General features: G+C 68.4%; 16 protein-coding genes. 9 read left to right on the top strand and 7 right to left on the bottom strand.

Annotated features, from left to right (window positions below):
* The 3 genes from ACK4S2_RS10495 to ACK4S2_RS10485 all read right to left on the bottom strand — a co-directional run.
* The coding region (locus tag ACK4S2_RS10495) for a transposase (RefSeq protein ID WP_409623809.1) at nt 1-442 on the bottom strand (442 nt) is incomplete at its 3' end.
* A gap of 79 nt (nt 443-521) precedes the next feature.
* On the bottom strand, nt 522-3,053 hold the full coding sequence (locus ACK4S2_RS10490) for an ATP-binding protein (protein WP_409623807.1): 2,532 nt from the start codon (nt 3,051-3,053) through the stop codon (nt 522-524).
* Nucleotides 3,054-3,080: 27 nt separating this feature from the next.
* Nucleotides 3,081-3,602 (bottom strand): molybdopterin-dependent oxidoreductase, encoded by a 522-nt coding sequence (locus ACK4S2_RS10485; RefSeq protein WP_409623805.1) that lies wholly within the window; start codon nt 3,600-3,602, stop codon nt 3,081-3,083.
* A 242-nt stretch (nt 3,603-3,844) separates the two neighbouring features.
* On the opposite strand from ACK4S2_RS10485, the gene ACK4S2_RS10480 reads away from it, so the two are divergent.
* The gene (locus tag ACK4S2_RS10480) at nt 3,845-6,163 is read left to right on the top strand and encodes a DEAD/DEAH box helicase (protein ID WP_409623803.1); all 2,319 of its coding nucleotides are present in this window, start codon (nt 3,845-3,847) and stop codon (nt 6,161-6,163) included.
* A gap of 33 nt (nt 6,164-6,196) precedes the next feature.
* Here ACK4S2_RS10480 and ACK4S2_RS10475 read toward each other — a convergent pair whose 3' ends face one another.
* Nucleotides 6,197-6,997 carry an undecaprenyl-diphosphate phosphatase gene (locus ACK4S2_RS10475; protein WP_409623801.1) on the bottom strand — a complete coding sequence of 267 codons (801 nt, stop codon included), beginning with the start codon at nt 6,995-6,997 and terminating at the stop codon, nt 6,197-6,199.
* A gap of 225 nt (nt 6,998-7,222) precedes the next feature.
* On the opposite strand from ACK4S2_RS10475, the gene ACK4S2_RS10470 reads away from it, so the two are divergent.
* The 5 genes from ACK4S2_RS10470 to ACK4S2_RS10450 all read left to right on the top strand — a co-directional run bounded on the left by ACK4S2_RS10470 (nt 7,223) and on the right by ACK4S2_RS10450 (nt 14,844).
* A complete protein-coding gene (locus tag ACK4S2_RS10470; protein ID WP_409623799.1) occupies nt 7,223-8,665 on the top strand; it encodes an NAD(P)-dependent oxidoreductase in 1,443 nt (480 codons plus the stop codon).
* Nucleotides 8,666-8,667: 2 nt separating this feature from the next.
* A complete protein-coding gene (locus ACK4S2_RS10465; RefSeq protein ID WP_409623797.1) occupies nt 8,668-9,363 on the top strand; it encodes a hypothetical protein in 696 nt (231 codons plus the stop codon).
* Nucleotides 9,360-9,785, top strand: a complete 426-nt coding sequence (locus ACK4S2_RS10460; protein WP_409623795.1) for a GFA family protein — start codon at nt 9,360-9,362, stop codon at nt 9,783-9,785. Before ACK4S2_RS10465 ends, ACK4S2_RS10460 begins: the two co-directional genes overlap by 4 nt.
* A 2-nt stretch (nt 9,786-9,787) precedes the next feature.
* Entirely contained in the window at nt 9,788-14,326 is a 4,539-nt protein-coding gene (gene gltB / locus ACK4S2_RS10455) for a glutamate synthase large subunit (RefSeq protein WP_409623793.1), read from the top strand.
* Nucleotides 14,327-14,463: 137 nt separating this feature from the next.
* On the top strand, nt 14,464-14,844 hold the full coding sequence (locus ACK4S2_RS10450) for a hypothetical protein (RefSeq protein WP_409623791.1): 381 nt from the start codon (nt 14,464-14,466) through the stop codon (nt 14,842-14,844).
* Between the two features lie 5 nt (nt 14,845-14,849).
* On the opposite strand, the gene ACK4S2_RS10445 is transcribed toward ACK4S2_RS10450, so the two are convergent.
* Nucleotides 14,850-16,058, bottom strand: a complete 1,209-nt coding sequence (locus ACK4S2_RS10445; protein WP_409623789.1) for an MFS transporter — start codon at nt 16,056-16,058, stop codon at nt 14,850-14,852.
* A gap of 73 nt (nt 16,059-16,131) precedes the next feature.
* Complete coding sequence (recO, locus tag ACK4S2_RS10440; RefSeq protein WP_409623787.1) at nt 16,132-16,860, bottom strand: DNA repair protein RecO; 729 nt, start codon at nt 16,858-16,860, stop codon at nt 16,132-16,134.
* A 101-nt stretch (nt 16,861-16,961) separates the two neighbouring features.
* Between recO and ACK4S2_RS10435 the strand changes: the two genes are divergently transcribed.
* Nucleotides 16,962-17,438 (top strand): cytochrome b, encoded by a 477-nt coding sequence (locus ACK4S2_RS10435; protein ID WP_409623785.1) that lies wholly within the window; start codon nt 16,962-16,964, stop codon nt 17,436-17,438.
* 75 nt (nt 17,439-17,513) lie between these two features.
* On the opposite strand, the gene ACK4S2_RS10430 is transcribed toward ACK4S2_RS10435, so the two are convergent.
* Nucleotides 17,514-18,944: a 2-isopropylmalate synthase gene (locus tag ACK4S2_RS10430; RefSeq protein ID WP_409623783.1), complete on the bottom strand. Its 1,431-nt coding sequence runs from the start codon at nt 18,942-18,944 to the stop codon at nt 17,514-17,516.
* Nucleotides 18,945-19,100: 156 nt separating this feature from the next.
* Here ACK4S2_RS10430 and ACK4S2_RS10425 point away from each other — a divergent pair, with 156 nt between their 5' ends.
* Nucleotides 19,101-20,759, top strand: coding sequence for an NAD+ synthase (locus ACK4S2_RS10425; RefSeq protein ID WP_409623781.1), 1,659 nt, complete (start codon nt 19,101-19,103; stop codon nt 20,757-20,759).
* Between the two features lie 98 nt (nt 20,760-20,857).
* Nucleotides 20,858-22,984, top strand: coding sequence for a glycosyltransferase family 2 protein (locus ACK4S2_RS10420; protein WP_409623779.1), 2,127 nt, complete (start codon nt 20,858-20,860; stop codon nt 22,982-22,984).

The raw sequence follows: 22,984 nt of genomic DNA, 5'->3' as shown, positions 1-22,984 counted from the left end.
TGCCATCGACCGAGAAGTGCTCGTCCGACAACAGCGGCGCCACCTCACGATGCGCCAGGATCGCCGCCATGACCTTGCGCGACATGTCGGTGGTCAGCAGCCGGTCGCGGTTCTTGGTGAAGACCGTCGGCACCCAGACGGGATCGTCGATGCCGAGGCCCACGAACCAGCGGAACATCAGGTTATACTGCATCTGTTCCATCAACTGCCGCTCCGAGCGGACCGAAAACAGGATCTGGATCAGGCTCGCCCGGATCAACCGCTCCGGCGCAATCGAGGGACGGCCAAAATCGGTGTAAAGCGCCTCGAACTCGGCATCGAGACTGGCCAGCGCCTCGTTGACCACCTGCCGGATCTTGCGCAGCGGATGCCGGGCGGGGATGCGCACTTCAAGGTCAACATAGCTGAACAGCGACCCGCTCGCCTCGTCCGCCCCGCGCATCATCACCCCCACCGTTGTCGTGCAAAGGGTGAAACATGTTCCTAACTCCGGGTCGAGGGCTGACTTCTTCAGCAGCCTGCTAGGGGCTGTCGGTCGGGGCTGTCGGCGCTGCGCCAAGGCCGACCTGTGCGGCGATCATGGCCGGGTGCCGCATCAGCGCCTCGCGCGTGGCCGGCCAAAGCGCCATCGCCGCGTTCAGCGCGCGCAGCGTATCGACGGGGGTGCCCTTGCGCGCCGTTTCCGTCAGCTGCAACAGCGCCCCGCGCAGCCTGCGCGCACCGAAGACCGCGGCACCTCCGGCCAGACGATGCGCCATCGCGGCAATCTCGTCCTGCGGCGCCTTTTCCCCGACCGCGGCCTGCAGGCCGGCAAGGCCGGCCCGGGTGTCGGCCTCGAACTGGCAGGCAAGACGCCGCAGCACCGGCGCCGGCAGCGCCTCGGCCAGTTCGGCAAGTTGCGCCTCGTCCAGCAAGGCGGGCCCCACCTGTTCGGCCAGCACGGCCCGCAAGGCCGCCCGCGACAGCGGTTTGGTCAGGGTGGCGTTCATGCCGGCTTCGGCAAAGCGGGCAAGGTCTCCGGGCAGGGCATGGGCGGTCAGCGCCACGATCGGCGTGTCCCGGCACGGGCCTTGCCCGGTTCGGATGGCCCGCATCGCGGCCAGCCCGTCGCGCCCCGGCATGGAAATGTCCATCAGGATCACATCCTGCGGCGCGGCCTGCGCCAGGGCGACGCCTTCGGCGCCGTCGGCGGCTTCGGTCACGGTGTGGCCATCCGCGACCAGCAATTCGCGCAGCACCATGCGGTTGACCGGGTTGTCCTCGACCACCAGCACGCGGCTTGGCGGGCAAGGCAGGTTCGGCGGCGGTTCGCGCTCGGGTTCGGCCGGGGAGGCGGTTGCGGCGGGGGGCAGCGGCAGAACAAGGCGGAACCGGCTGCCGACCCCGGGGCGGCTTTCCACCTCGATACGTCCGTCCAGGGCCTTTGCCATGCGCTGTGCGATCGGCAGGCCAAGCCCCGTGCCTTCGGTTTCGCGGCCGAAGGAGTTGTCCAGCGTCACGAACGGCTGGAAGATGCGCGCGAGGTCGCCATCAGCAATCCCGACGCCGGTATCGGTGACGTCGAAGGCCACCAGACCGCCGGGCTCGCGCCGCGCGGACAGCCTGATCGTGCCGTTGCGGGTGAACTTCACGGCATTCCCGGTCAGGTTCAACAGAATCTGGCGCAACTTCGGCGCATCGCCCATCACCAGGCCAAGGGGGGCGGCATCCTCGGCCAGCGCGATGCGGTTGCCCTGCCTTTCGGCAAGCGCGCGCTGGCTTTGCGCAACTTCGGCCAGCAGCCGCCCGGCGTCGAACGGTGCAGCAACGGGGCGCATCATCCCGGCGTCGAGCCGGGCCAGATCGAGAACATCGTTGATATGGCCTGCCAGCAGCTCGGCCGAGGTCTGCAAGGTGGAAAGCAGGCCGCGCTGGCGCCCGTTCAGCTTCGTCTCGGCCAAGAGTTCCGCCGCACCCAGCAGGCCGTTCAGCGGCGTGCGCATCTCGTGGCTCATCACGGCCAGCATGTCGGCCTTGGCCGCCTCGCCGGCCAGCGCGCGGTCGCGCGCCTCGACCAGCGCGGTTTCCACCGCCAGCCGCTGCGAGATGTCGTGCAGAAAGCAGACCGTGACCACGCCATCCGGGCTGTCCACCCGGTCGACCGAGCATTCGGCCGGAAAGCGGCTGCCATCGGCGCGGATGCCTTCGACCCGTGCTAGGCCCGTGCCGGGCGGGGGAAGCCCGCCCACGCAATTGCCGCCGGGCTCGGGGCAGGCGACCAGATCGGCCACATCGCGCCCGGTGGCCGTGGCGACCGGATAGCCGAACAACGCTTCGGCGGCACCGTTGAAATCCAGCACCCGGCGCCGATGGTCGACCACCAGCACCGCATCCAGCGAGGTTGCGATGATCGCCTGCAACCGCGCGCGGGTATGGGCCTGCTGCTCGGCGCTGCGTCGGGCCTGCCGGGCCAGCAGGGCCAGCAACACCACCGTTGCCGCCAGAACCGCGCCGATCGCCGCCGCCAGCGTGGCGATGCGGTAGAGCGTATCGCGCACCTCTGTCCGCCGCTCGTCCGATTCGCGCGAAAGCACGCGCTGACCATAGAGCGTGATCTCGCGCATCGCGGGCCGGATTGCCTCGGCCTCGCGCAGAAGGGTCGGCAAGTTGCGCTGCAGCAAGGCATCGTCGCCGTCGATCAGCGGCACGGCCTCGTGCAGGAAACGTTCGACCTGGTTCAATGCCGCGCGCTCGGCGCTTGCAAGGTCGAGGATCTGATAGGCCTTGCCGCTGCGCAACAGCGACAGCCGCGCAAACAGCACGTCGAAGCGGCGGCGCAGGGCCGGCAGGGTCGAAGGGTCGTCCTGCGCATCGTGCAAGGCCACGATCAGCGCCAGCAACTCGACATCGGCCTGCGCCACCGACCAGTGGCCGCTGTCGAGGTTGGCGGTGGCCAACGCCTCGATCTGTTCGCGCACGTCGCGCACCAGCGCTGCGCCGCGGACCACGCCCGCCACCAGCGCCGCCAGAACGGCCAGCAGCAAGGCCGCGCGTGCCCAACGGGGCAGCCTCAAGCCCCCGTCGCTCAGCCGCATGGGTGCCTAGGGCCGCACATCGATCTGCTCCAGTTGCCAGACGCTGCGGGCAAAGTGGGTTTCGCTGCGATAGCTTTCCTGCGCATCGTAAGGATAGACGATCCACAGCGGGCCCTTTTCGCGCACCGACATCGGGCTGCCGTTACGGTGAAAGGCAATCATTGCCGCCCCGGGCACCGCATCGGTGATGGGCAGTTCGGCCGCGTAATCGTTGATGGCCCGGGCGATCAGCCGCCCCTCGGTCACGCCCAGCCGTTCCAGCAATCGGTGCAGCGGCACGCCGGTGAATTCCTGCACACCGGTGGTCCAGATCGTGCTGGTGCGGATCGTCTCGGCCCCCATCGACTCCAGCATGGCGAGGTCGAACACGGCCGCGTCGTCGGTGTTGCGCGTGGCGATCTGCCCGGTCACGGTCAGCACCACCGGCCCCGACGGCATCGGCAAACCCTGGGGCCCGGCCTGGGCCGCCGTCATCGCCGCCGCCAGCAGCATCGACAACGCGATCATGGCGCGGATGGTCCGCAACATTCCCTGCTCTCCCTTTGCCGGCAGCCTAGCGGCAGGTCGCCGCCATTTGCACGGGAAAAAACCGCGCATTCCCCAGCGCAGAAGGCGGAGGTCGCCGCAGACCTCGCTATACTTCCGGCCGCAACGGGTGTAAGGCCGCAGCGGGTGCCCGAGTCCATCGCCCCGGCAGGGAGGCCGGGGGCACGGTCCTGCGCGCCATGACCGGGGCCGAATGGCAGGCCCCCCCATCGCGAAAGACGCGCATGACCGACCTTCCCATTGCGGCCCCTCTGGCCGCTGCCTTGGCATCCAAGGGCTACGAAACGCTGACCCCCGTGCAACAGGCCGTGCTGGCCGAGGATCTGGCCGGCCGCGACCTGCTGGTTTCGGCCCAGACCGGCTCGGGCAAGACCGTGGCCTTCGGCCTCGCCATCGCCCCCGAACTTCTGTCCGGCGACCTTGCGGTGGCGGCTGCGCCGCGGGCGCTGGTCGTGGCGCCGACCCGCGAATTGGCGTTGCAGGTGCGGCGGGAGTTCGAATGGCTTTATGCCGAGGCCGGGGCCCAGGTCGCCTCTTGCGTGGGCGGCATGGACTGGCGCACCGAGCGGCGCGCGCTGGACCGGGGCGCGGCCATCGTGGTCGGCACGCCGGGGCGGCTGCGCGACCATATCGAGAGGGGGTCGCTCGACCTGTCCGACATCCGCGCCGTCGTGCTGGACGAGGCCGACGAGATGCTGGACCTCGGCTTTCAGGAAGACCTGGAATTCATCCTGTCGGCGGCGCCCGAAACGCGCCGCACGCTGATGTTCTCGGCCACCGTGCCGAAGGAAATCGAGGCGCTGGCCGGAAGCTATCAGCGCGATTCCGCCCGGGTTCAGGTCAAGGGCGAGGCGCGCCAGCACGTCGACATCGCCTATCAGGCGATGCAGGTGGCCACCCGCGACAAGGAAAATGCCGTCATCAACCTGCTTTTGCTCAAGCAGGCACGGGTCGCCATCGTGTTCTGCAAGACGCGCGCGGCCGTGACGCATCTGCACACCCGCATGGGCAACCGCGGCTTCAAGGTGGTGGCGTTGTCGGGCGAGCTCAGCCAGGGCGAACGCACGCATGCCTTGCAGGCGCTGCGCGACGGGCGGGCGCAGGTCTGCATCGCCACCGATGTGGCGGCACGCGGGATCGACCTGCCGGGGCTGGACCTGGTGGTGCATTTCGACCTGCCGACCAACCCCGAAACGCTGCTGCACCGTTCGGGCCGCACGGGGCGTGCCGGGGCCAAGGGCACGGCCGTTCTGGTGGTGACGCCGGCCGACCTGCGCAAGGCGCAGCGCATCCTGCAAGGGGCCAAGGTCGAAGCCGCCTGGGTCAAGGCACCTTCGGCCGACGAGGTGCAGGCCGCCGACGATGCGCGCATGCTGGCCGCCGATACCCTCCTTGACCCGGTCGGCGAGGACGAGGCCGATCTGGTCGAGGCGATCCTCGGCGTTGCCGGGCCCAAAGGCGCTGCGGCCGGGTTCCTGCGGTTGTGGCGGGCCGGGCGTTCGGCCCCCGAAATCGTCGGCGATCTGCCGCCGCCCGAACCGCGCGAGGCGCGGCCCGCGCGCGACAAGGCCGACTTTGGGCCTTCGGTCTGGTTTTCGCTGTCGGTCGGGCACGAAGGGCGCGCCGAGGCGCGCTGGCTGCTGCCCAAGATTTGCGAGGCGGGCGCCATCACCCGGTCCGAGATCGGGGCGATCCGGGTTCAGACCCGGGAAACCCATGTGCAGATCGCGCAATCCGTCGCCGACCGCTTCGGGGCATCGAAGGAGCTGGAACCCGGTCTGGTGCTGACCCGCATGGACGGCGCCCCCGACACCGACCGCCCCGCCGCGCCGCGCGGCAAGCCGGTCTACAAGCCTTCGGAGCGTCCGCAAGGCCCCACGCGCAAGCCCTATGCCCCGCGGGATCGGTCCGATGCGGCCGAGCGCAAGCCTTATGCCCCGCGCGCGGCTGCCGAGGATGGAGCGCCCGCGCGCAAGGTCTATACCCCGCGCCCGCTGGCCGACGACAGCGCCGAGGCGATTGCGCGCAAACCCCATGCCAAGCGCGAGGATGGCGACCGCAAACCCTACGCGGCGAAAGGCGACGGGGAACGCAAACCCTATGCCAAGCGCGAGGACGGCGAGCGCAAACCCTACGCTGCGAAAGGCGACGGGGAACGCAAGCCTTACACGCCTCGCGCCGAAGGCGACCGCAAGCCCTATGCGAAACGCGAAGATGGCCCGGCGAAGCCGTATGCGAAACGCGAAGACGGCTCGGCAAAGCCGTATGCAAAACGCGAAGGGGGTGACCGCAAGCCTTTTGCGAAACGCGAAGATGCCGCGCGCAAGCCTTTTGCAAAACGCGACGATGCATCCAAGCCCTACGCCAGGCGCGATGGCGACGCGCCGCGCAAGCCGCGCAGCCCCAAACCCGCCGCCGGCGCAGAGGCCCGCCCGGTGCGCACCGCCGCGCCCAAGCCCGATTTCTCGGACCCTTCGGTTTCGCTGCGCAAGCGCCCGGCACCGAAGGGCGGGCCCAAAGGCGGTTTCAAGCCCAAGCGTTGATCCGAGGCAATCAGGGGGGCGGTCTCGCCCCCCCTACACCAGCGCCAGCAACACCGCGCCCAGAAGGATCCGGTAGATCACGTAAGGCGTGAAGCTGACCCGGTCCAGAAACCGCATCATCAGCGCCAGCGCCGCCCAGGCCGCGCCAAAGGCCAGAACCGCCCCCAAGGCAATGTCGCCCAGCAGCGCGGCATCCATGCCGCGTTTCACCACCTTGAGCCCAAGGTATCCCCCGGTCGCCAGCGTGATCGGCACCGACATCAGCATCGACAGTTTCGCGGCCGAGTGCCGGTCGAAGCCCAGCCGCCGTGCCTCGGTGATCGTGATGCCCGAGCGCGATACGCCCGGCACCAGCGCAACCGCCTGCCACAACCCCATGCGCAGCGCATCGCGCAGGCGCCATTCGCGCGCGGCCCGCACCTCGGGCGCCGTGCGGTGCACCCACCACAGCCACACGCCGAACACGATCATCGTTACCCCGATCAGCCGCGCATCGCGCAACAGGTCGACCCAGCCGGTCACCGCCAGCACAGCCCCCAAGACCAGAGCCGGCAACGTCGCCAGCATCAGGCACAGCGCCAGAAACGCCTCGGGGCTTGCCAGGTGCCCGCGCAGCACCTGCCCGGCACCGACAAAGGCGCGCAATACATCCGCCCGGAAATACAGCACCACCGCCAGGATCGACCCCAGATGCACCGCGACATCCAGCGCCAGCGCCTCGTGGGACTGGCCGGTCAACTCGTGCAACAGAATGAGATGCGCGGACGACGAGATCGGCAGGAATTCGGTGATCCCCTGGACAATGGCCAGCAGGCTGAGCGTCAGCAACGACATTTCGGCAGGTTTCCTTACCGCGGGGGTGATTCGCGTGGGGCAGCCTAAACCTGTGCCCGGCAAGGGAAAGAGTCATTTAAGGTCATTAGTGCTTACCTAAAATCCCGGCGTCACCGCGCAAAAAATCGCACAAGGCCGAAAATTCCCGGAAATAGGTCAGCAAAGGTGACTTTTCATTCGGGCAACACTGCGGTAAGTCGCTGGAACGCAAGGGAGGGCCCGGTCATGGCTACGGAAAAGATGCTGCGCTTCGTGACGCTGGGCAAGGAAATGCCGGAAAAGCGCCCCGCCGAGCTGCGCGCGCACGACTTTCACGAGATCTACCGCGAGTTCGCGGATGCCAAGGCCGCCGAACAGGCCAGCCGGTGCAGCCAGTGCGGCGTGCCCTATTGCCAGTCGCATTGCCCCTTGCACAACAACATCCCCGACTGGTTGCGCCTGACCGCGCAAGGCCGCCTGCAGGAAGCCTACGAGATCAGCCAGGCCACCAACACCTTCCCGGAAATCTGCGGCCGCATCTGCCCGCAAGACCGCCTGTGCGAAGGCAACTGCGTGATCGAGCAATCGGGCCACGGCACCGTGACGATCGGCGCGGTGGAAAAATACATCACCGATACCGCGTGGGAACAGGGCTGGGTCAAGCCGATCCGCCCGGCGCAGGAGCGCGGCGAAAGCGTGGGGATCATCGGCGCCGGCCCGGGGGGCCTCGCCGCAGCCGATGTGCTGCGCCGCGCCGGGGTGCAGGTTACGGTCTATGACCGCCACGACCGCGCGGGCGGGCTGCTGACCTATGGCATCCCGGGGTTCAAGCTGGAAAAGCCCGTGGTGATGCGGCGCATCGCCCAGCTGGAGGAGGCGGGCGTGACCTTCCGGTTGAACTGCAACGTCGGCACCGACATCAGTTTCGACGCGATCCGGGGGCAGCACGATGCGGTGCTGATCGCCACGGGCGTCTACAAGGCACGCGATATCGAGGCGCCGGGCGTGGGTGCGCAAGGCATCGTGAAGGCGCTGGATTACCTGACCGCCAGCAACCGCAAATCCTTTGGCGACGAGGTTCCGGCGTTTGACAACGGCGCGTTGAATGCCGCCGGCAAGCGCGTCGTCGTGATCGGCGGCGGCGATACGGCGATGGACTGCGTGCGCACCGCGATCCGCCAGGGGGCAACCAGCGTGAAGTGCCTGTATCGGCGCGACCGGGCCAACATGCCCGGAAGCCAGCGCGAGGTGCAGAACGCCGAGGAAGAAGGCGTGGAATTCGTCTGGCTGTCGGCGCCCAAGGGCTTTACCGGCGGCACAGTCGTGGATGGCGTGATCGTGCAGCGGATGCGGCTTGGCGCGCCCGATGCCTCGGGCCGCCAGAGCCCCGAAGTGATCGAGGGCGGCGACTATGTGGAGCCCGCCGACCTGGTCATCCAGGCGCTCGGCTTCGAGCCCGAAGACCTGCCGCTGCTGTGGGGTGTGCCGGAGCTGCCGGTGACGCGCTGGGGCACCGTAAAGGCCGATTTCCAGACCCATGCCACCGCCTTGCCCGGGGTCTATGCGGCAGGCGACATCCAGCGTGGCGCAAGCCTGGTGGTCTGGGCGATCCGCGACGGGCGCGAGGCGGCCGAAGCGATGCTGGCCTGGCTGGCCCAGTCGGCCGGCGCCTCGGTCGCGGCGGAGTGACCATGCGCGCGCCCCTCGTTGTAGCCTTGATCGGGTTCGGGGGGCTGCCTGCCCTTGCCGGTGCGCAGACCTTTACTCCGCCCGCGGGGTGCACCGGATTTCTGACCGTGCAGGCGCGGGGGTGCAAGGTTTCCAACCACTACCGCTGCGCGGACGATGCGCCGGGCGACCAGTGGCGGGTGGATTTCAACGCCGATGGCCCCTACTTCGTGTCGCGGATCGACCGGGAAACCCAATGGGTCTATTCGCTGGATCTGTTCGATGGGGTGGAACAGCGGCTTGGCCCCGACCCCGCCGACGCGGCGTCGTTCTCGGGGCTGCTGGCCACCGGCACGGACAGCTACGATTTCGTCCAGACCGGCAGCGACGGCACCACCACGCGGGTGCGCGGCTTCGATACGCTGACGGGCCGCAAGGTGGTGATCGACGGGATCGAGCTGGAGGAAACCGCCTTCGAACTGCGCGAGATGCTGGAGGACGGCACCGTGCGCAGCACCGGGCGCGGGCACGAATTCATCCATCGCGCCTGGCGGCTGTTCTTTTCCGGCCCTTCGGAATGGGATGGGGGCAACGGGTTCGAGCCGCTGGACCGCAGCCCGGTAACCTTTGCCCAACCTGGCGAGCCCGGGTTCATGTCGGCCAGGCCCGCCTTCGATTGCGACGCGCAACTGGCCGCGTTGCAAGGGCGGGCGCCATGACCGCAACCCGGACCGGGGCCTGCCTGTGCGGCGCGGTGCGCTATGCGGCGCAGACCGATGCAACCACGCTGGGCGCCTGCCTGTGCGACCAGTGCCGCCGGCACACCGGCAGCCTGCTGGTGGGGCTGGGGGTGATGGCGGATGCCCTGCGCTGGGACGGGGCGCCTGCGACCTACCGTTCCTCGGACTGGGCCGAACGGGGCTTTTGCCCGGCCTGCGGATCGACGCTGTTCTACCGCGTCACCGCCGGGCCGATGGCGGGCTACACCTCGCTGGCGGCGGGCACGCTGGACGATACGTCGGGCCTGGTCCTGACGCATGAATATTACTCGGATGCCTGCACGGCCTATCGGCTGGCCGGCGACCATGCCCGCATCACGCGGGCGGAAACGATAGCGAAATTCTCTGGCGCGGAGGGCTGACCATGACCAAATACGATGCTGCCTGGGTGGCTGCGGAAGAAGCCAAGCGCCGCTGGCTGGACGAAAACGGCCTCTACCGCGAGGAGGACGAGCATTCCTCCTGCGGCGTCGGCCTGGTGGTTTCGATCAACGGCAAGCCCAGCCGCAAGGTCGTGCAGAACGGCATCGACGCGCTCAAGGCCGTGTGGCACCGCGGTGCGGTGGATGCCGACGGCAAGACCGGCGACGGGGCGGGCATCCATGTGCAGATTCCGGTCAAGTTCTTTTACGACGTGATCCGCCGCACCGGGCACGAGCCCGACATGAACAAGCTGGTCGCCGTGGGCCAGGTGTTCCTGCCGCGCACCGATTTCGGTGCGCAGGAACGCTGCCGGACCATCGTGGAAACCGAAGTGCTGCGGATGGGGCACTATATCTACGGCTGGCGCCACGTGCCGGTGGATACCTCGGTTCTGGGCGAAAAGGCCAACGCGACCCGCCCCGAGATCGAACAGATCCTGATCCGCTGCGAAAAGGACATCACGCCCGAACAGTTCGAGCGCGAGCTTTACATCATCCGCCGCCGGATCGAGAAGGCGGCCACCGCAGCGCAGATTTCGGGGCTTTACCTGTGCAGCCTGTCGTGCCGCAGCATCATCTACAAGGGCATGATGCTGGCCGAACAGGTGGCGGTCTTTTACCCCGACCTGATGGACGACCGCTTCGAGAGCGCTTTCGTGATCTATCACCAGCGCTATTCCACCAACACATTCCCACAATGGGCGCTGGCGCAGCCCTTCCGCATGCTGGCCCACAACGGCGAGATCAACACGCTGAAGGGTAACGTCAACTGGATGCGCAGCCACGAGATTCGCATGTCGTCGGATGCGTTCGGGGAAATGGCCGAGGATATCAAGCCGATCATCCCCGCGGGCACGTCCGACTCGGGCGCGCTGGATGCGGTGTTCGAGGTGATGGTGCGGGCCGGGCGCTCGGCCCCGATGGCCAAGACGATGATGGTGCCCGAAGCCTGGAGCAAGGCCACCATCGAACTGCCGAAGCCCTGGCAGGACATGTATGCCTATTGCAACGCCGTGATGGAGCCGTGGGATGGCCCCGCCGCGCTGGCCATGACCGATGGCCGCTGGGTCTGCGGCGGGCTGGATCGCAACGGCCTGCGCCCGATGCGCTATGTCATCACCGGCGACGGGTTGCTGATTGCCGGGTCCGAGGCGGGCATGGTGCCGGTGGATGAAACCACGGTGCGCGAAAAGGGCGCGCTCGGCCCGGGCCAGATGATCGCCGTGGACATGGCCGAAGGCAAGCTTTACCGCGACCGCGAACTGAAGGACAAGCTTGCCGCCGCCCAGCCCTTCGGCGACTGGGTGCAGAAGGTGGTGGACCTGAACGCGCTGATGCGCGACGTGCCCGAACATGCGATGTTCACGGGCGCCGAGCTGCGCAAGCGCCAGATCGCCGCCGGCTACACCGTCGAGGAGCTGGAGCAGGTGCTGGCCCCGATGGCCGAGGACGGCAAGGAAATGGTCGCCAGCATGGGCGACGACACGCCGCCGGCGGTGCTGTCCAAGGTTTACCGCCCGCTCAGCCACTATTTCCGGCAGAACTTCAGCCAGGTGACCAACCCACCCATCGACTCCTTGCGCGAAAGCCGGGTGATGAGCCTGAAGACGCGCTTCGGCAACCTCAAGAACGTGCTGGACGAATCCAGCGCGCAGACCGAAATCCTGCTGCTGGAAAGCCCGTTCATCGCCAATGCCGAATTCGCCGAGATGATGCGCCAGTTCGGTTCGGCGGTCACGGTGATCGACTGCACCTTCCCGGCCGAGGCCGGGCAGGATGCGCTGCGCCTGGGGTTGGAGCGGATCCGCGCCGAGGCCGAGGATGCCGTGCGGTCGGGGGCCGCGCATCTGGTGCTGACGGACGAACATCAGGGGCCGGCCAAGGTGGCCATGCCGATGATCCTGGCCACCAGCGCCGTGCATTCCTGGCTGACCCGCAAGGGCCTGCGCACCTTTACCAGCCTCAACGTGCGCGCGGCCGAATGCATCGACCCCCACTATTTCGCGGTGCTGATCGGCTGCGGGGCGACGACGGTGAACGCCTATCTGGCGCAGGACAGCATCGCCGACCGGATTCAGCGCGGCCTGCTGGACGGCAGCCTGGAAGACGCGATGCGCCGCTACCGCGACGCCATCGACGCCGGCCTGCTGAAGATCATGTCCAAGATGGGCATCTCGGTGATCTCCAGCTATCGTGGCGGGCTGAACTTCGAGGCGGTAGGCCTGAGCCGCGCGATGGTGGCGGAATACTTCCCCGGCATGCACAGCCGGATCTCCGGCATCGGCCTGCACGGTGTGCAGGACAAGGTGACCGAAGTGCACGCCCGCGGCTGGCGCGGCGGGCAGGATGTGCTGCCGATCGGCGGGTTCTACAAGGCGCGGCGGTCGGGCGAAAAGCACGCCTGGGAAGCGCAGACGATGCACCTGCTGCAATCGGCATGCGATTCCGGGTCGTTCGACCTGTGGAAGCAGTATTCGGCCGCGATGCGGGCGAACCCGCCCATTCACCTGCGCGACCTGCTGGACATCAAGCCCCTGGGCAAGCCTGTGCCGCTGGAGGAGGTGGAATCCATCACCTCGATCCGCAAGCGGTTCGTGACGCCGGGCATGTCGCTGGGGGCACTGGGCCCCGAGGCGCACATGACGCTGAACATCGCCATGAACCGCATCGGCGCCAAGTCCGACAGCGGCGAGGGGGGCGAAGACCCGGCGCACCAGCACCCGTTCCCGAACGGCGACAACCCTTGCGCCAAGATCAAGCAGGTGGCCTCGGGCCGGTTCGGCGTTACGGCCGAATACCTGAATGCCTGCGAGGAACTGGAGATCAAGGTGGCCCAGGGCGCCAAGCCGGGCGAGGGCGGCCAGCTGCCGGGGCTGAAGGTGACCGACCTGATCGCGCGGCTGCGGCACAGCACCAAGGGTGTCACGCTGATCTCGCCGCCGCCGCACCACGACATCTACAGCATCGAAGACCTTGCGCAGCTGATCTACGACCTCAAGCAGATCAACCCGCGCGCCAAGGTGACGGTGAAGCTGGTGTCGTCCTCGGGCGTCGGCACCATTGCGGCGGGCGTGGCCAAGGCCAAGGCGGACATCATCCTGATTTCCGGCCACAACGGCGGCACCGGTGCCAGCCCTGCCACCTCGATCAAATATGCCGGCCTGCCCTGGGAAATGGGCCTGACCGAGGCGCATCAGGTGCTGGCGATGAACAACCTGCGCGAGCGGGTGACCTTGCGCACCGACGGGGGCTTGCGCACGGGCCGCGACATCCTGATCGCCGCCATGATGGGGGCCGAGGAATACGGCATCGGCACGGCCGCGCTGATCGCCATGGGCTGCATCATGGTGCGGCAGTGCCAGTCGAACACCTGCCCGGTAGGGGTCTGCACCCAGAACCCGGCCTTGCGCGCCAAGTTTACCGGCACGGCCGACAAGGTGGTGAACCTCATCACCTTCTACGCCCAGGAGGTGCGCGAGTTGCTGGCCAGCATCGGCGCGCGCTCGATGGACGAGATCATCGGCCGGGCCGACCTGCTGGCGCAGGTCAGCCGCGGGGCGGCGAACCTCGATGACCTGGACCTCAACCCGCTGCTCATCACGGTGGACGGCGCCAGCCGCATCACCTACGACCGTTCCAAGCCGCGCAATGCGGTGCCCGACACGCTGGATGCGGAAATCATCCGCGACGGCGCGCGTTTCTTCGAGGATGGCGAAAAGATGCAGCTGTCCTATGCCGTGCGCAACACGCACCGCACCATCGGAACGCGCGCCTCCAGCCACATCGTGCGCAAATTCGGCATGAAGAACGACCTGCAACCCGACCATCTGACGGTGAAACTGGCCGGTTCCTGCGGGCAGTCGCTGGGCGCCTTCGCGGTGCGCGGGCTGAAGCTGGAGGTGCAAGGCGATGCCAACGACTACGTCGGCAAGGGCCTGTCGGGCGGGCTGATCGTGGTGCGCCCGCCGATGGCCAGCCCGCTGGAGGCGTCGAAGAACACGATCATCGGCAACACCGTGCTTTACGGTGCCACGGCCGGCCAGCTGTTTGCCAGCGGCCGGGCCGGCGAACGCTTTGCCGTGCGCAACTCTGGCGCCTCGGTGGTGGTCGAGGGCTGCGGGTCCAACGGTTGCGAATACATGACCGGCGGTGTGGCGGTGATCCTGGGGTCGATCGGGGCCAACTTCGGTGCCGGCATGACAGGGGGCATGGCCTATCTCTACGATCCCGAGGGGGTAGCCGAGGACAACATGAACCTCGAATCCCTCGTGACCTGCGCGGTGTCGCATCCGCACTGGGAGGCGCAGCTGAAAGGCCTGATCGAGCGTCACGCCGCCGAAACCGGCAGCCGCAAGGCGCAGGCGATCCTGAAGGACTGGGCCACCGAGCGGCGCAACTTCCTGCAGGTCTGCCCCAAGGAGATGCTGGTGCATCTGCCGCATCCGCTGTCGGACGAACCGGCGGCGATGCCCGCGGAGTGACAAGGCAAGGGGCCCCGTGGGGCCCCTTGACGTTTTCGGCAATAGTCAAGGGCTATTGTCGCCGGTTCGGCAGGTTGTCCGGGCAGGGCGGCGTTTGTTAACCGTGACGTGTGGGTGATGGTCTTGCGGGGTATCGCATGCGCAGGGTCTTGCTGGGATTGGGCGCGCTGACCGCCCTGGTCGTCGCTTCCGATGCGAGGGTGCCGGTGCAGCCTGCCCCGGAGGCGCCCCAGGCGCGGCAGGTCTGGCAACCGGCCTGTCATGGCCTGCGACCCGGCGACTTGGTGCGATCGGCCCGACCGTTGAAGCAAGGCAGCGGCAGCGCCCGGCGGCAGTTCTGGCGCGGCCACTGGCGGGTGACGCAAGTGCTGGAAGGCGGGCGGTTTCTGGCCGAACCGCTGTTTCGCAAGGACGACACCACCGGCGAGATCCTGCGCGGGCCGTTTGCGCCCTTTCCCGGCGAAACGGCGCGCCTGCCGCCCGGGGCGCTGCGCTGCGAAGCCTTTGTCGGCGGCTGATCCGGCTATCGCCTGCGGGCGGCGCCAAGCCGGGGGTGCAGCCGCGCCGCCAGGGCCCAGCACCCGCCAAGGCACAGGCCGATCGCTGCAAACAGCCAGGGCAGCGGCGCCACCAGCAGCACCGCCCAGGCCAGCCCCGGCGTGAAGATGCCCGAGACATCGCGGAAACTGGAATAGACCGCCGCCATTTCGGTGCGCTCCGAGGGTTTCACCGCCAGCAGAAACGGCAACCCCCCTGCCACATCCAGCAACAGCAGGAACGTCGTTCCTGCCAGCAGCACGGCAACCACGCCCCAGGACTGCCCGGTCAGGGCAATCGCGGTGCCCGCGACGAAACAGATTGCCGCCCCGGCAAAGCCCGTCTGCACCGCCCGCCGCACCGAGCGTGCCTGCATCCAACGCAGCATCAGCGGCGTGGCGAACAGCATCGCCGAAGATGCCGAAAGCGCCAGCCCGCCCACGCGCTTGTCCAGCCCGGCTTCGACTGCGTAGATCGGCAGATAAATGACAAACACCCACCAGCCTGCCGAGCGGATCACCGCAAAGGTCCAGCCTGCGATCAGCCGCGGCTGGGCAAAGAACCGCCCCAGATAGGCCAGCGGGTTCACCGCCGGGGCGCGGGCACGGGCAATCACCTTGCCATTGCCCAGCCGCAGCACCCAGAAGGTGACCAGCAATGCCAGGGCCAGTCCGCCGGCAATCAGAAACGGCAAGGGCCGCCAGATGCCCAGCGTCGTCACCCCGACCACCGGCCCCAGCGTCCATGCCAGCCCCGAATAGAACATCCGCAGCGATTCGTTGCGGCCGAGGTCGGGCTTGGACACGTAATCCAGCACATAGGCGCTGAGGCAGACAAAGCAGGTGACCGTCCCCAGCGCGGTGCAGGCCACCGCCACCGCCATCAAGGGCCCGCCCGCCACCCCTGCCGCGTGGCCGGTCAGATACAACGCGATGCCCAGCGAATAGGTCCAGCGCCGGGGCAGGTGCGTGGTCAGCCAGGGCACCATCAGCCCGCCGGCCAGCGACAGGAAACCGATGACGAAATAGATCCCCGACACGGTATCGGCGTTGCCGAAAGCCGCATGCATTTCCAGCGGCATCACCGAGGTCAGCGTGGCGCGAACCCCCGCCTCCAGCCCCCCCAGCAAGGCAAAGGTGCGAACGCCGGGGGCAGGGGCCTTGCGTGGCCAGTCGGGTAGAATGCGGTCGGGCATGGAGTCCTCGTGCCCCCATCCGATGCCACGATTGTATGCGCGTCTGCCCATTCTGCGACATGCAGAGTCGCAGTCAGCCTGCCGCGTTTCGGGCCATCAGGTCGACAAGGCGTGCCCGCGCCTCGGGCAGCGGACGGGCTTCGGGGCCGGTTGCCAGCGCGCGGGCCAGGAAATGCCCGGTCAGCGCCAATCCCTGCGCCAGCCCCTCGGGGTCGGCCGGCGCACCCAGAAGCAGCGGGGGCAAGGGCAGCAGGCGGTCTTCCCAACCGCGCGCCGCTGCGGCGGTTACCGCGCGCCCCGTCCGCGGGCTGACCCAGGCCAGGCCTGCGGTCGCCCCTGTTGCGGCGCAGCGGCCAAGGTCCAGCCCGAAGCCCAGTTCCGCCAGCAGCCCGATTTCCCAGCGCAGATAGAGCACCGGCCAGTCCGGCAGGAGTTCCATGGCCTCCAGCAGCGTCAGCGTGGCCGCGTGCACCGCGGCATGCGGCGCGCGTTCGGGCAGTGCGCGCAGCAGCAGCGCGCAGACCGACGACAGGCCCGCCAGTGCCATGCGGTCGCCCATCAGCGCCGCCGCGCGCGCCTTGACGGGTTCCACCGTGAAATGCCCCAGATGTTCGCCCAGCCGCGCCCGCCACACGACCGCCACGGTGTTGCCGGGCATCAGCACCGGCGCCAGCCGCCGCCCGGCCCCGCCCCGGACCACGCCGGCATGCCGCCCTTGGGCGGCGGTGAAAACCTCGACAATCGCGGCACCTTCGCCATGCGCGCGAACCGACAGCACCAATGCTTCGCCCGACCATTCCATCCTGTCACCATGCCGCAGCCCCCGTGGCGCCACAAGGCGCGCCGCCCCGGCGACGGAAAGCCGCGCCCGGTGCGTAGAACCCGAAAACACCGGAGTCCCTCATGCCTTCCACTGCCCCCGCCTATTCCCGCCTGCAAATCGGCCTGCACTGGCTGACCGCCGCCCTGGTCGTCGTGCAGGTGGTCTTTCACGAAAGCATCGTCGCGGCCTGGGACAAGCTCCAGCAGGGCGCGTCGCTCGTGTTCGATCCGCTGGTGCAGGCGCATGTGCTGGGCGGCATCGCGCTGCTTGGGCTTGTGGCGTGGCGTCTGGCGCTGCGGTTCCGCCGCGCTGTGCCCGCGGCCGAAGGGCCGGCATGGTTGCGCCGTGCGGCCGCCCTGGGCCATCTTGCGCTTTACGCAACGCTGGTCGGCCTGGGCCTGTCCGGCCTTGCGGCCTGGTTCGGCGGGCTGGAGGCTGCGGCCGAGCTGCACGAGGCGCTGAAGCCCGTGTTGCTGCTGCTGGTGGCCGGCCATGTCGCGGCCGCGCTCTGGCATCACTTCGTGCGAAAGGATGGTACACTGGCCCGGATGCGCTGAGCGCGCCTTCACCTTGATGAAAATATCCCGGGTCCGGGCAGAGCCCGGGGGCCGGGCCGGGGGCGCGGTCCGACGTTACTCTCCGGCGGGCGGCGGCGTGGCCTCGGCCGGGGCAGGGGCGGTCAGCAGACCATTGGTCCAGGTGCCGCCTGCGGATTGCCCGCCGGCATAGCGGGCGATGCCGGTGCCATGCGGGCGCCCGTCCAGGAAGCTGCCTTCGTAGCTGTCGCCGCTGGGCCAGCGCGCGACGCCCGTGCCTGTGGCCGCGCCGGCGGTAAAGCGGCCTTCATAGCGGTAGCCGTCGGGCCGGGTCAGCACGCCGTCGCCTTCGCGCAGGTCGGCCACGAAGGGGCCTTCGTAACGGCTGCCATCAGGATAGACGGCTAAACCGACCCCTTCGCGCCGCCCTTCGACCCAGGGGCCTTCATAGCGGTATCCGTCCGGGTGCGTCAGCGTGCCGGTGCCGTGGCGCTGACCGTCGCGGAAGTCGCCTTCGTAGACCGAACCGTCCGGCGCCTGCGAGCGGCCCTTGCCTTCGATCCGGCCTTCGGTCCAGTCGCCCTCGTAGGCCGAGCCATCGGGCCATACCATGCGGCCGCGACCCTGCGGCACGCCGGCCACGAAACCGCCTTCGTAAACCGAGCCGTCGGGATAGGTCTTGCGGCCCTGACCCTCGATCCGGCCTTCGATCCAGGTGCCTTCGTAGACCAGCCCGTCCGGGCTTTCGAACCGGCCTTGACCGTGGCGGCGATCGGCGGCGAACGCGCCTTCGTAGCGGCTGCCGTCGGCATAGGCGACCTTGCCTGTCCCGCTGCGCTGGCCGCCGGCGAAGGCACCTTCGTAGACATCGCCGTTGGGCTGGGTCAGCTTGCCCGCGCCCTGCATCTGCCCGTCTTCCCATGCGCCGACATAGGTCAGCCCGTCGGGCATCACCAGGGCGCCCTGGCCCTGATGCGCACCATCGACCACCGCGCCTTCGTAGCGCGCGCCGTTCGGGTAGGTGATGACGGCCTGCCCGGTCTTGCGACCGCTGTCCCAGTCGCCGTCATAGCGATAGCCCGACGGGTCTTCGAACACGCCCTTGCCCTGGGGCAGGCCGTTGAGCATGGCGCCGGTATAGGTTGCGCCGCCCGGATAGGTTTCCGTGCCCAGGCCGGTGCGCTGGCCGCCGGACCAGTCGCCTTCGTAGGTGCGGCCATCGGAAAAGGTCATCTTGCCCCGGCCCTCGGGCTTGCCGGCCACGAAGGCACCTTCGTAGATCGCGCCGTTGGCATAGCGCGCGCGGCCCTGGCCGCGAATCTCGCCATCGACCCATTCGCCGGTGTATTCGTAGCCGTCGGGCAGACGGTAGGTGCCGGTGCCGTGCGGGCGCCCGTTCAGGAACTGGCCTTCGTAGACCGACCCGTCGGCATATTGCTTGGTGGCCACGTCCTGCGCGGCCGCTGCCCCGGCCGCCAGCGCGGCCGCCACCAGCCCCGCCCCCACAGCCTGCGCGATCCTGCCCATGCCAGCCTCCTGCGTTTACCGCCTTCCTCGCGCGAGTCTAGGCGCCGGCCCGGCGGCTGACAAGCCGGCCGCCGGTGCGCCGGTTGCGCGGTTCCGCCTTCCCTCGCGGGCTTGTGCGCACTAGAACCGGCGCAAACCCGCGCGAAGGATCCCCCGATGGCCGAGACGTTCCGCCTGCTCATGGCTCAGCTCAACCCCACGGTCGGGGCGCTGGCCGCCAATGCCGCCCAGGCGCGCGCGGCCTGGGCCGCAGGGCGCGAGGCCGGGGTCGATCTGGTGGTGCTGCCGGAAATGTTCCTGACCGGGTATCAGACGCAGGATCTGGTGCGCCGGCCCGCCTTTCTGCGCGATGTCGCGGCAGCGTTGGCCCAGCTCGCGCAGGATTGTGCCGATGGCCCGGCCCTAGGCATCGGCGCGCCCGACCTGCATCGCGGCAACCTGCACAACGCCTGGCACGTCCTGCATCGCGGTGCCATCGCAACCACCATTCGCAAGCACCACCTGCCCAACACCGACGTGTTCGACGAACACCGCCTGTACACCCCGGCCCAGGTTTCGGGCCCCTGGCGCCTTGGCCCGCTGCGCATCGGCACCCCGATCTGCGAAGACGCCTGGCACCCGGACGTGGCCGAAACCCTGGCCGAAACCGGCGCCGAAATCCTGATCGTGCCGAACGGTTCGCCCTATGCCCGCGGCAAGCACGACATCCGCAGCCAGCTGATGGTGGCGCGCACGGTCGAAACCGGGTTGCCGCTGGTTTACCTCAACATGGTCGGCGGGCAGGACGACCAGGTGTTCGACGGCGGTTCCTTCGTGCTCAACCCCGGCGGACGGCTGGCGGTGCAGATGCCTGCGTTCGACGCCGCAACGCAACTGGTCACCTTCCGGCGCAGCGAGGATGGCTGGCTGGCCGACCAGGGCCCGCTGGCCCCCTTGCCCGACGCCTGGGAGGCCGATTACCGCGCGATGGTCGAATCCTTGCGCGACTATTTCGGCAAGTCCGGGTTTTCGCGCGCGTTGCTGGGCCTGTCGGGCGGGGTCGATTCCGCGCTGGTGGCGACGATTGCCGCCGATGCGCTGGGGCCGCAGAACGTGCATTGCATCATGCTGCCGTCCGAATTCACCTCGGCCCAGTCGTTGCAGGATGCCGAGGCGGTGGCCCATGCACTCGGAACCCGGCTGGATACCCTGACGATCGAGGGGCCGCGCGCCGCCGTTGGCGCCGCGCTGGCGCCGCTGTTTGCCGGCACCACCCCCGATCTGGCCGAGGAAAACATCCAGTCGCGGTTGCGGGGGCTCTTGCTGATGGCGGTGTCGAACAAGTTCGGGGCCATGCTGCTGACCACCGGCAACAAGTCCGAGGTGGCGGTTGGTTACTGCACGATCTATGGCGACATGGCGGGCGGCTACAACCCGATCAAGGATCTTTACAAGACCCGGGTGTTCGAAACCTGCCGCTGGCGCAACGCCAACCACCGCCCGTGGATGCTGGGCCCGGCGGGCGCGGTCATTCCGCCTCGCGTCATCGACAAGCCCCCCAGTGCCGAGCTGCGCGCCGACCAGAGGGACGAAGACAGCCTGCCGCCCTATCCGGTGTTGGACGCCATTCTCGAAGGGCTGGTCGACAGGGAATGTTCGGTCGCCGACCTTGTGGCCCAAGGCCACGACCGCGCCACGGTCAAGCGGGTTGAGCATCTTGTGATGACCAGCGAATGGAAGCGGTTTCAGGCCGCCCCCGGCACGCGGCTGACCGGGCGGGCCTTCTGGCTGGACCGGCGCTATCCCATCGTGAACCGCTGGCGCGACGACGGCTGAGTTGGCGCGGTCCGGGGGCGATGCCCTGCAAGGCCGCCCGCCCTTGACGCCGCACCTGCCCGGTTGCACCGTTACACGCCCAGCAAGAAAGACAGCCCATGCCGTTGACCAGCATCATCATCCCTTTTTTCGACGATGTTCCCTATCTGCGGCTGGCGGTGGATTCGGTGCGGATGCAGGGCCTGGCCGACACCGAAATCCTGATCGTGAACGACAACCCGGCACGGTTCGATGCCGCGGCCATCCGCGCCATCTGCGGCGACCCGGCCCCGACGATCCTCGAACATGCCGAAAACCTCGGCCCTGCTGCGGCCCGCAACACGGGCCTGGATGTCGCGCAAGGCGAATACGTCGCCTTTCTGGATGCCGACGATTACTATCTGGACGGCGGGTTGGTGCGGCATCTGCGCCTGGCGCAGGAAACCGGCGCCGACATTACCCATGCGCCTTACATGGTCTTGCAGATGAGTGCCGGGCGGGTCGGGACCGTGACGCGCGAGGAACTGCTTTTCAAAGACAGGGGCCTGCGCGGGGCGCTCGTCGATTTTCCCGAAGCGCAGTTCATGCCGTTTTCAAGCAGCCTTATCTTGCGCCGCGATTTCATTGCCCGTGCCGGCCTGCGCTTCGACCCGGCGCAGCGCGGGGTCGAGGACCGGTTGTTCGTGCTGCAATCGGTCACCGCCGCGCGCACGATCGCCACGCTGGGCGAGCCGGTGCGCGTGTATCGGCGCCGCCCGGGTTCGCTGACGTCGAGCCCCGAGGATGACGAAAAGCGCCTGCTGACACTGGGCCTGATGGAAAAGTGCCTGGCCGTGATCGCGGCCGAGGTCGAAGCCGGGCGCCTGCCGCCGGTGTTCTTGCGGCGCGAGTTGTTTCACTGCGTGGCGCGGCTGATGTATGGCCGCAGCCACGTTGCCGAAATCGCGGCCCGCCCGGATTCGGACCATGCCCGCGAACTTGCCGCGCGCATCCAGGCGATGCTGGGCAGCAAGGTTTTCGGCCCGCAGATTTTCGACGACCCGGTCTTGTCCCGGCTGGATTACCGCAGGGTCAAGGGACAGCCTGCGAAGATCGAGCCGGGGCGGTTCCAGAAATTCCACAAGGCGCTGCGCGAAGGCGATTTTGCGCTTGCCGCAGGGCTTGTCGGCCGCCCCGACCGCCCCTTGGCGAGCCCGTCCCTGCAGCCGCGCAGAACGGCGGCGCGCCTTGTGCTGCATATCGGCGCGCACAAGACGGGCACCACCTATGTTCAGGGCAACATGCGCTTCAACCGCGATGCGCTGCGCCGCAAGGGCGTGTTGTTTCCGCTGACGGGCGATATGGCCGCGGATTTCGACCCGGTGCGCCCGGATGGCTCTCCAGGGCACCAGGGGCTTGTGAACGCTGCCCATGCAGGGGATGCGGCGGTGCAGGCCGCCTTCTTCGACGAGGTCGCGGCCAGCGGCGCCGAAACGGTTGTCGTCAGCTGCGAAAACATGATGCCCCCGCTATCTGCCAGTCTGCTGCGGCTTGTGCAGCAACTGGACGCGTTCTTCGACGGGTTTGCCCGGCGCGATCTGGTGGCCGGGCAAAGGCGGCCGGATATCTGGGCCGACCGATTCTATCGGGAACTGGTTTGCAATGGCCACGCGGGCAATCGCAGCGACGCTGCGGCCTTTGCGCACGAAACCGGGGCGCGCCTTTTCGACTTGCCGGCGCAGCTGGGCCCGTTCGAAGAGCGTTTTTCCACCCGCGCAAGGCTGGTCGGTTTCGATGCGGCCGTGGCGCAGGGGCGGCTTTGGCCGGCGCATCTGGAAGCCTTCGGACTTGCCCCCGATCTGCCCGAAAGCGCAGATGTGTGGCGCAACCCCATTCCGTCGCGCCACGATGTTGCGGCGGCCGAACTGGCCTCGTTTCTCTTGCCCGATCCGGCAGCGCGCCGGGCCGTGTTGCACGCCTATTTCCGCCTGCCGGAAAGCTCGGGGGGCCGCTCGGACGCGCCGCTGTTGCCGCCCGAGATGCGAGTCGCCCAGATCGAACAGGCGCGCGCCCTGTCTGCGGCCTTTGCGGCCGAACGGGGCCATGCCCCGGACTGGGAAGGGTGGATTGCGGCGACCCGGGCAGAGGTCTGGTCGCCGCCGGGCGACCTGCCGCAGCAGGTTCTGATCCGGCTGATCCAGGCGGCGCAGGTCTGCGGCTTGCAGGTGCCATCCGCCGCAAAGGCTGCCGCCGCCGAAGGCCCCTGA

The organism is Gemmobacter sp., from assembly GCF_046292685.1.
Taxonomy (GTDB): Bacteria; Pseudomonadota; Alphaproteobacteria; order Rhodobacterales; family Rhodobacteraceae; genus Wagnerdoeblera.
The sequence above is the reverse complement of the archived record's forward strand: the minus strand, read 5'-3'. Positions and strand labels throughout refer to the sequence as shown.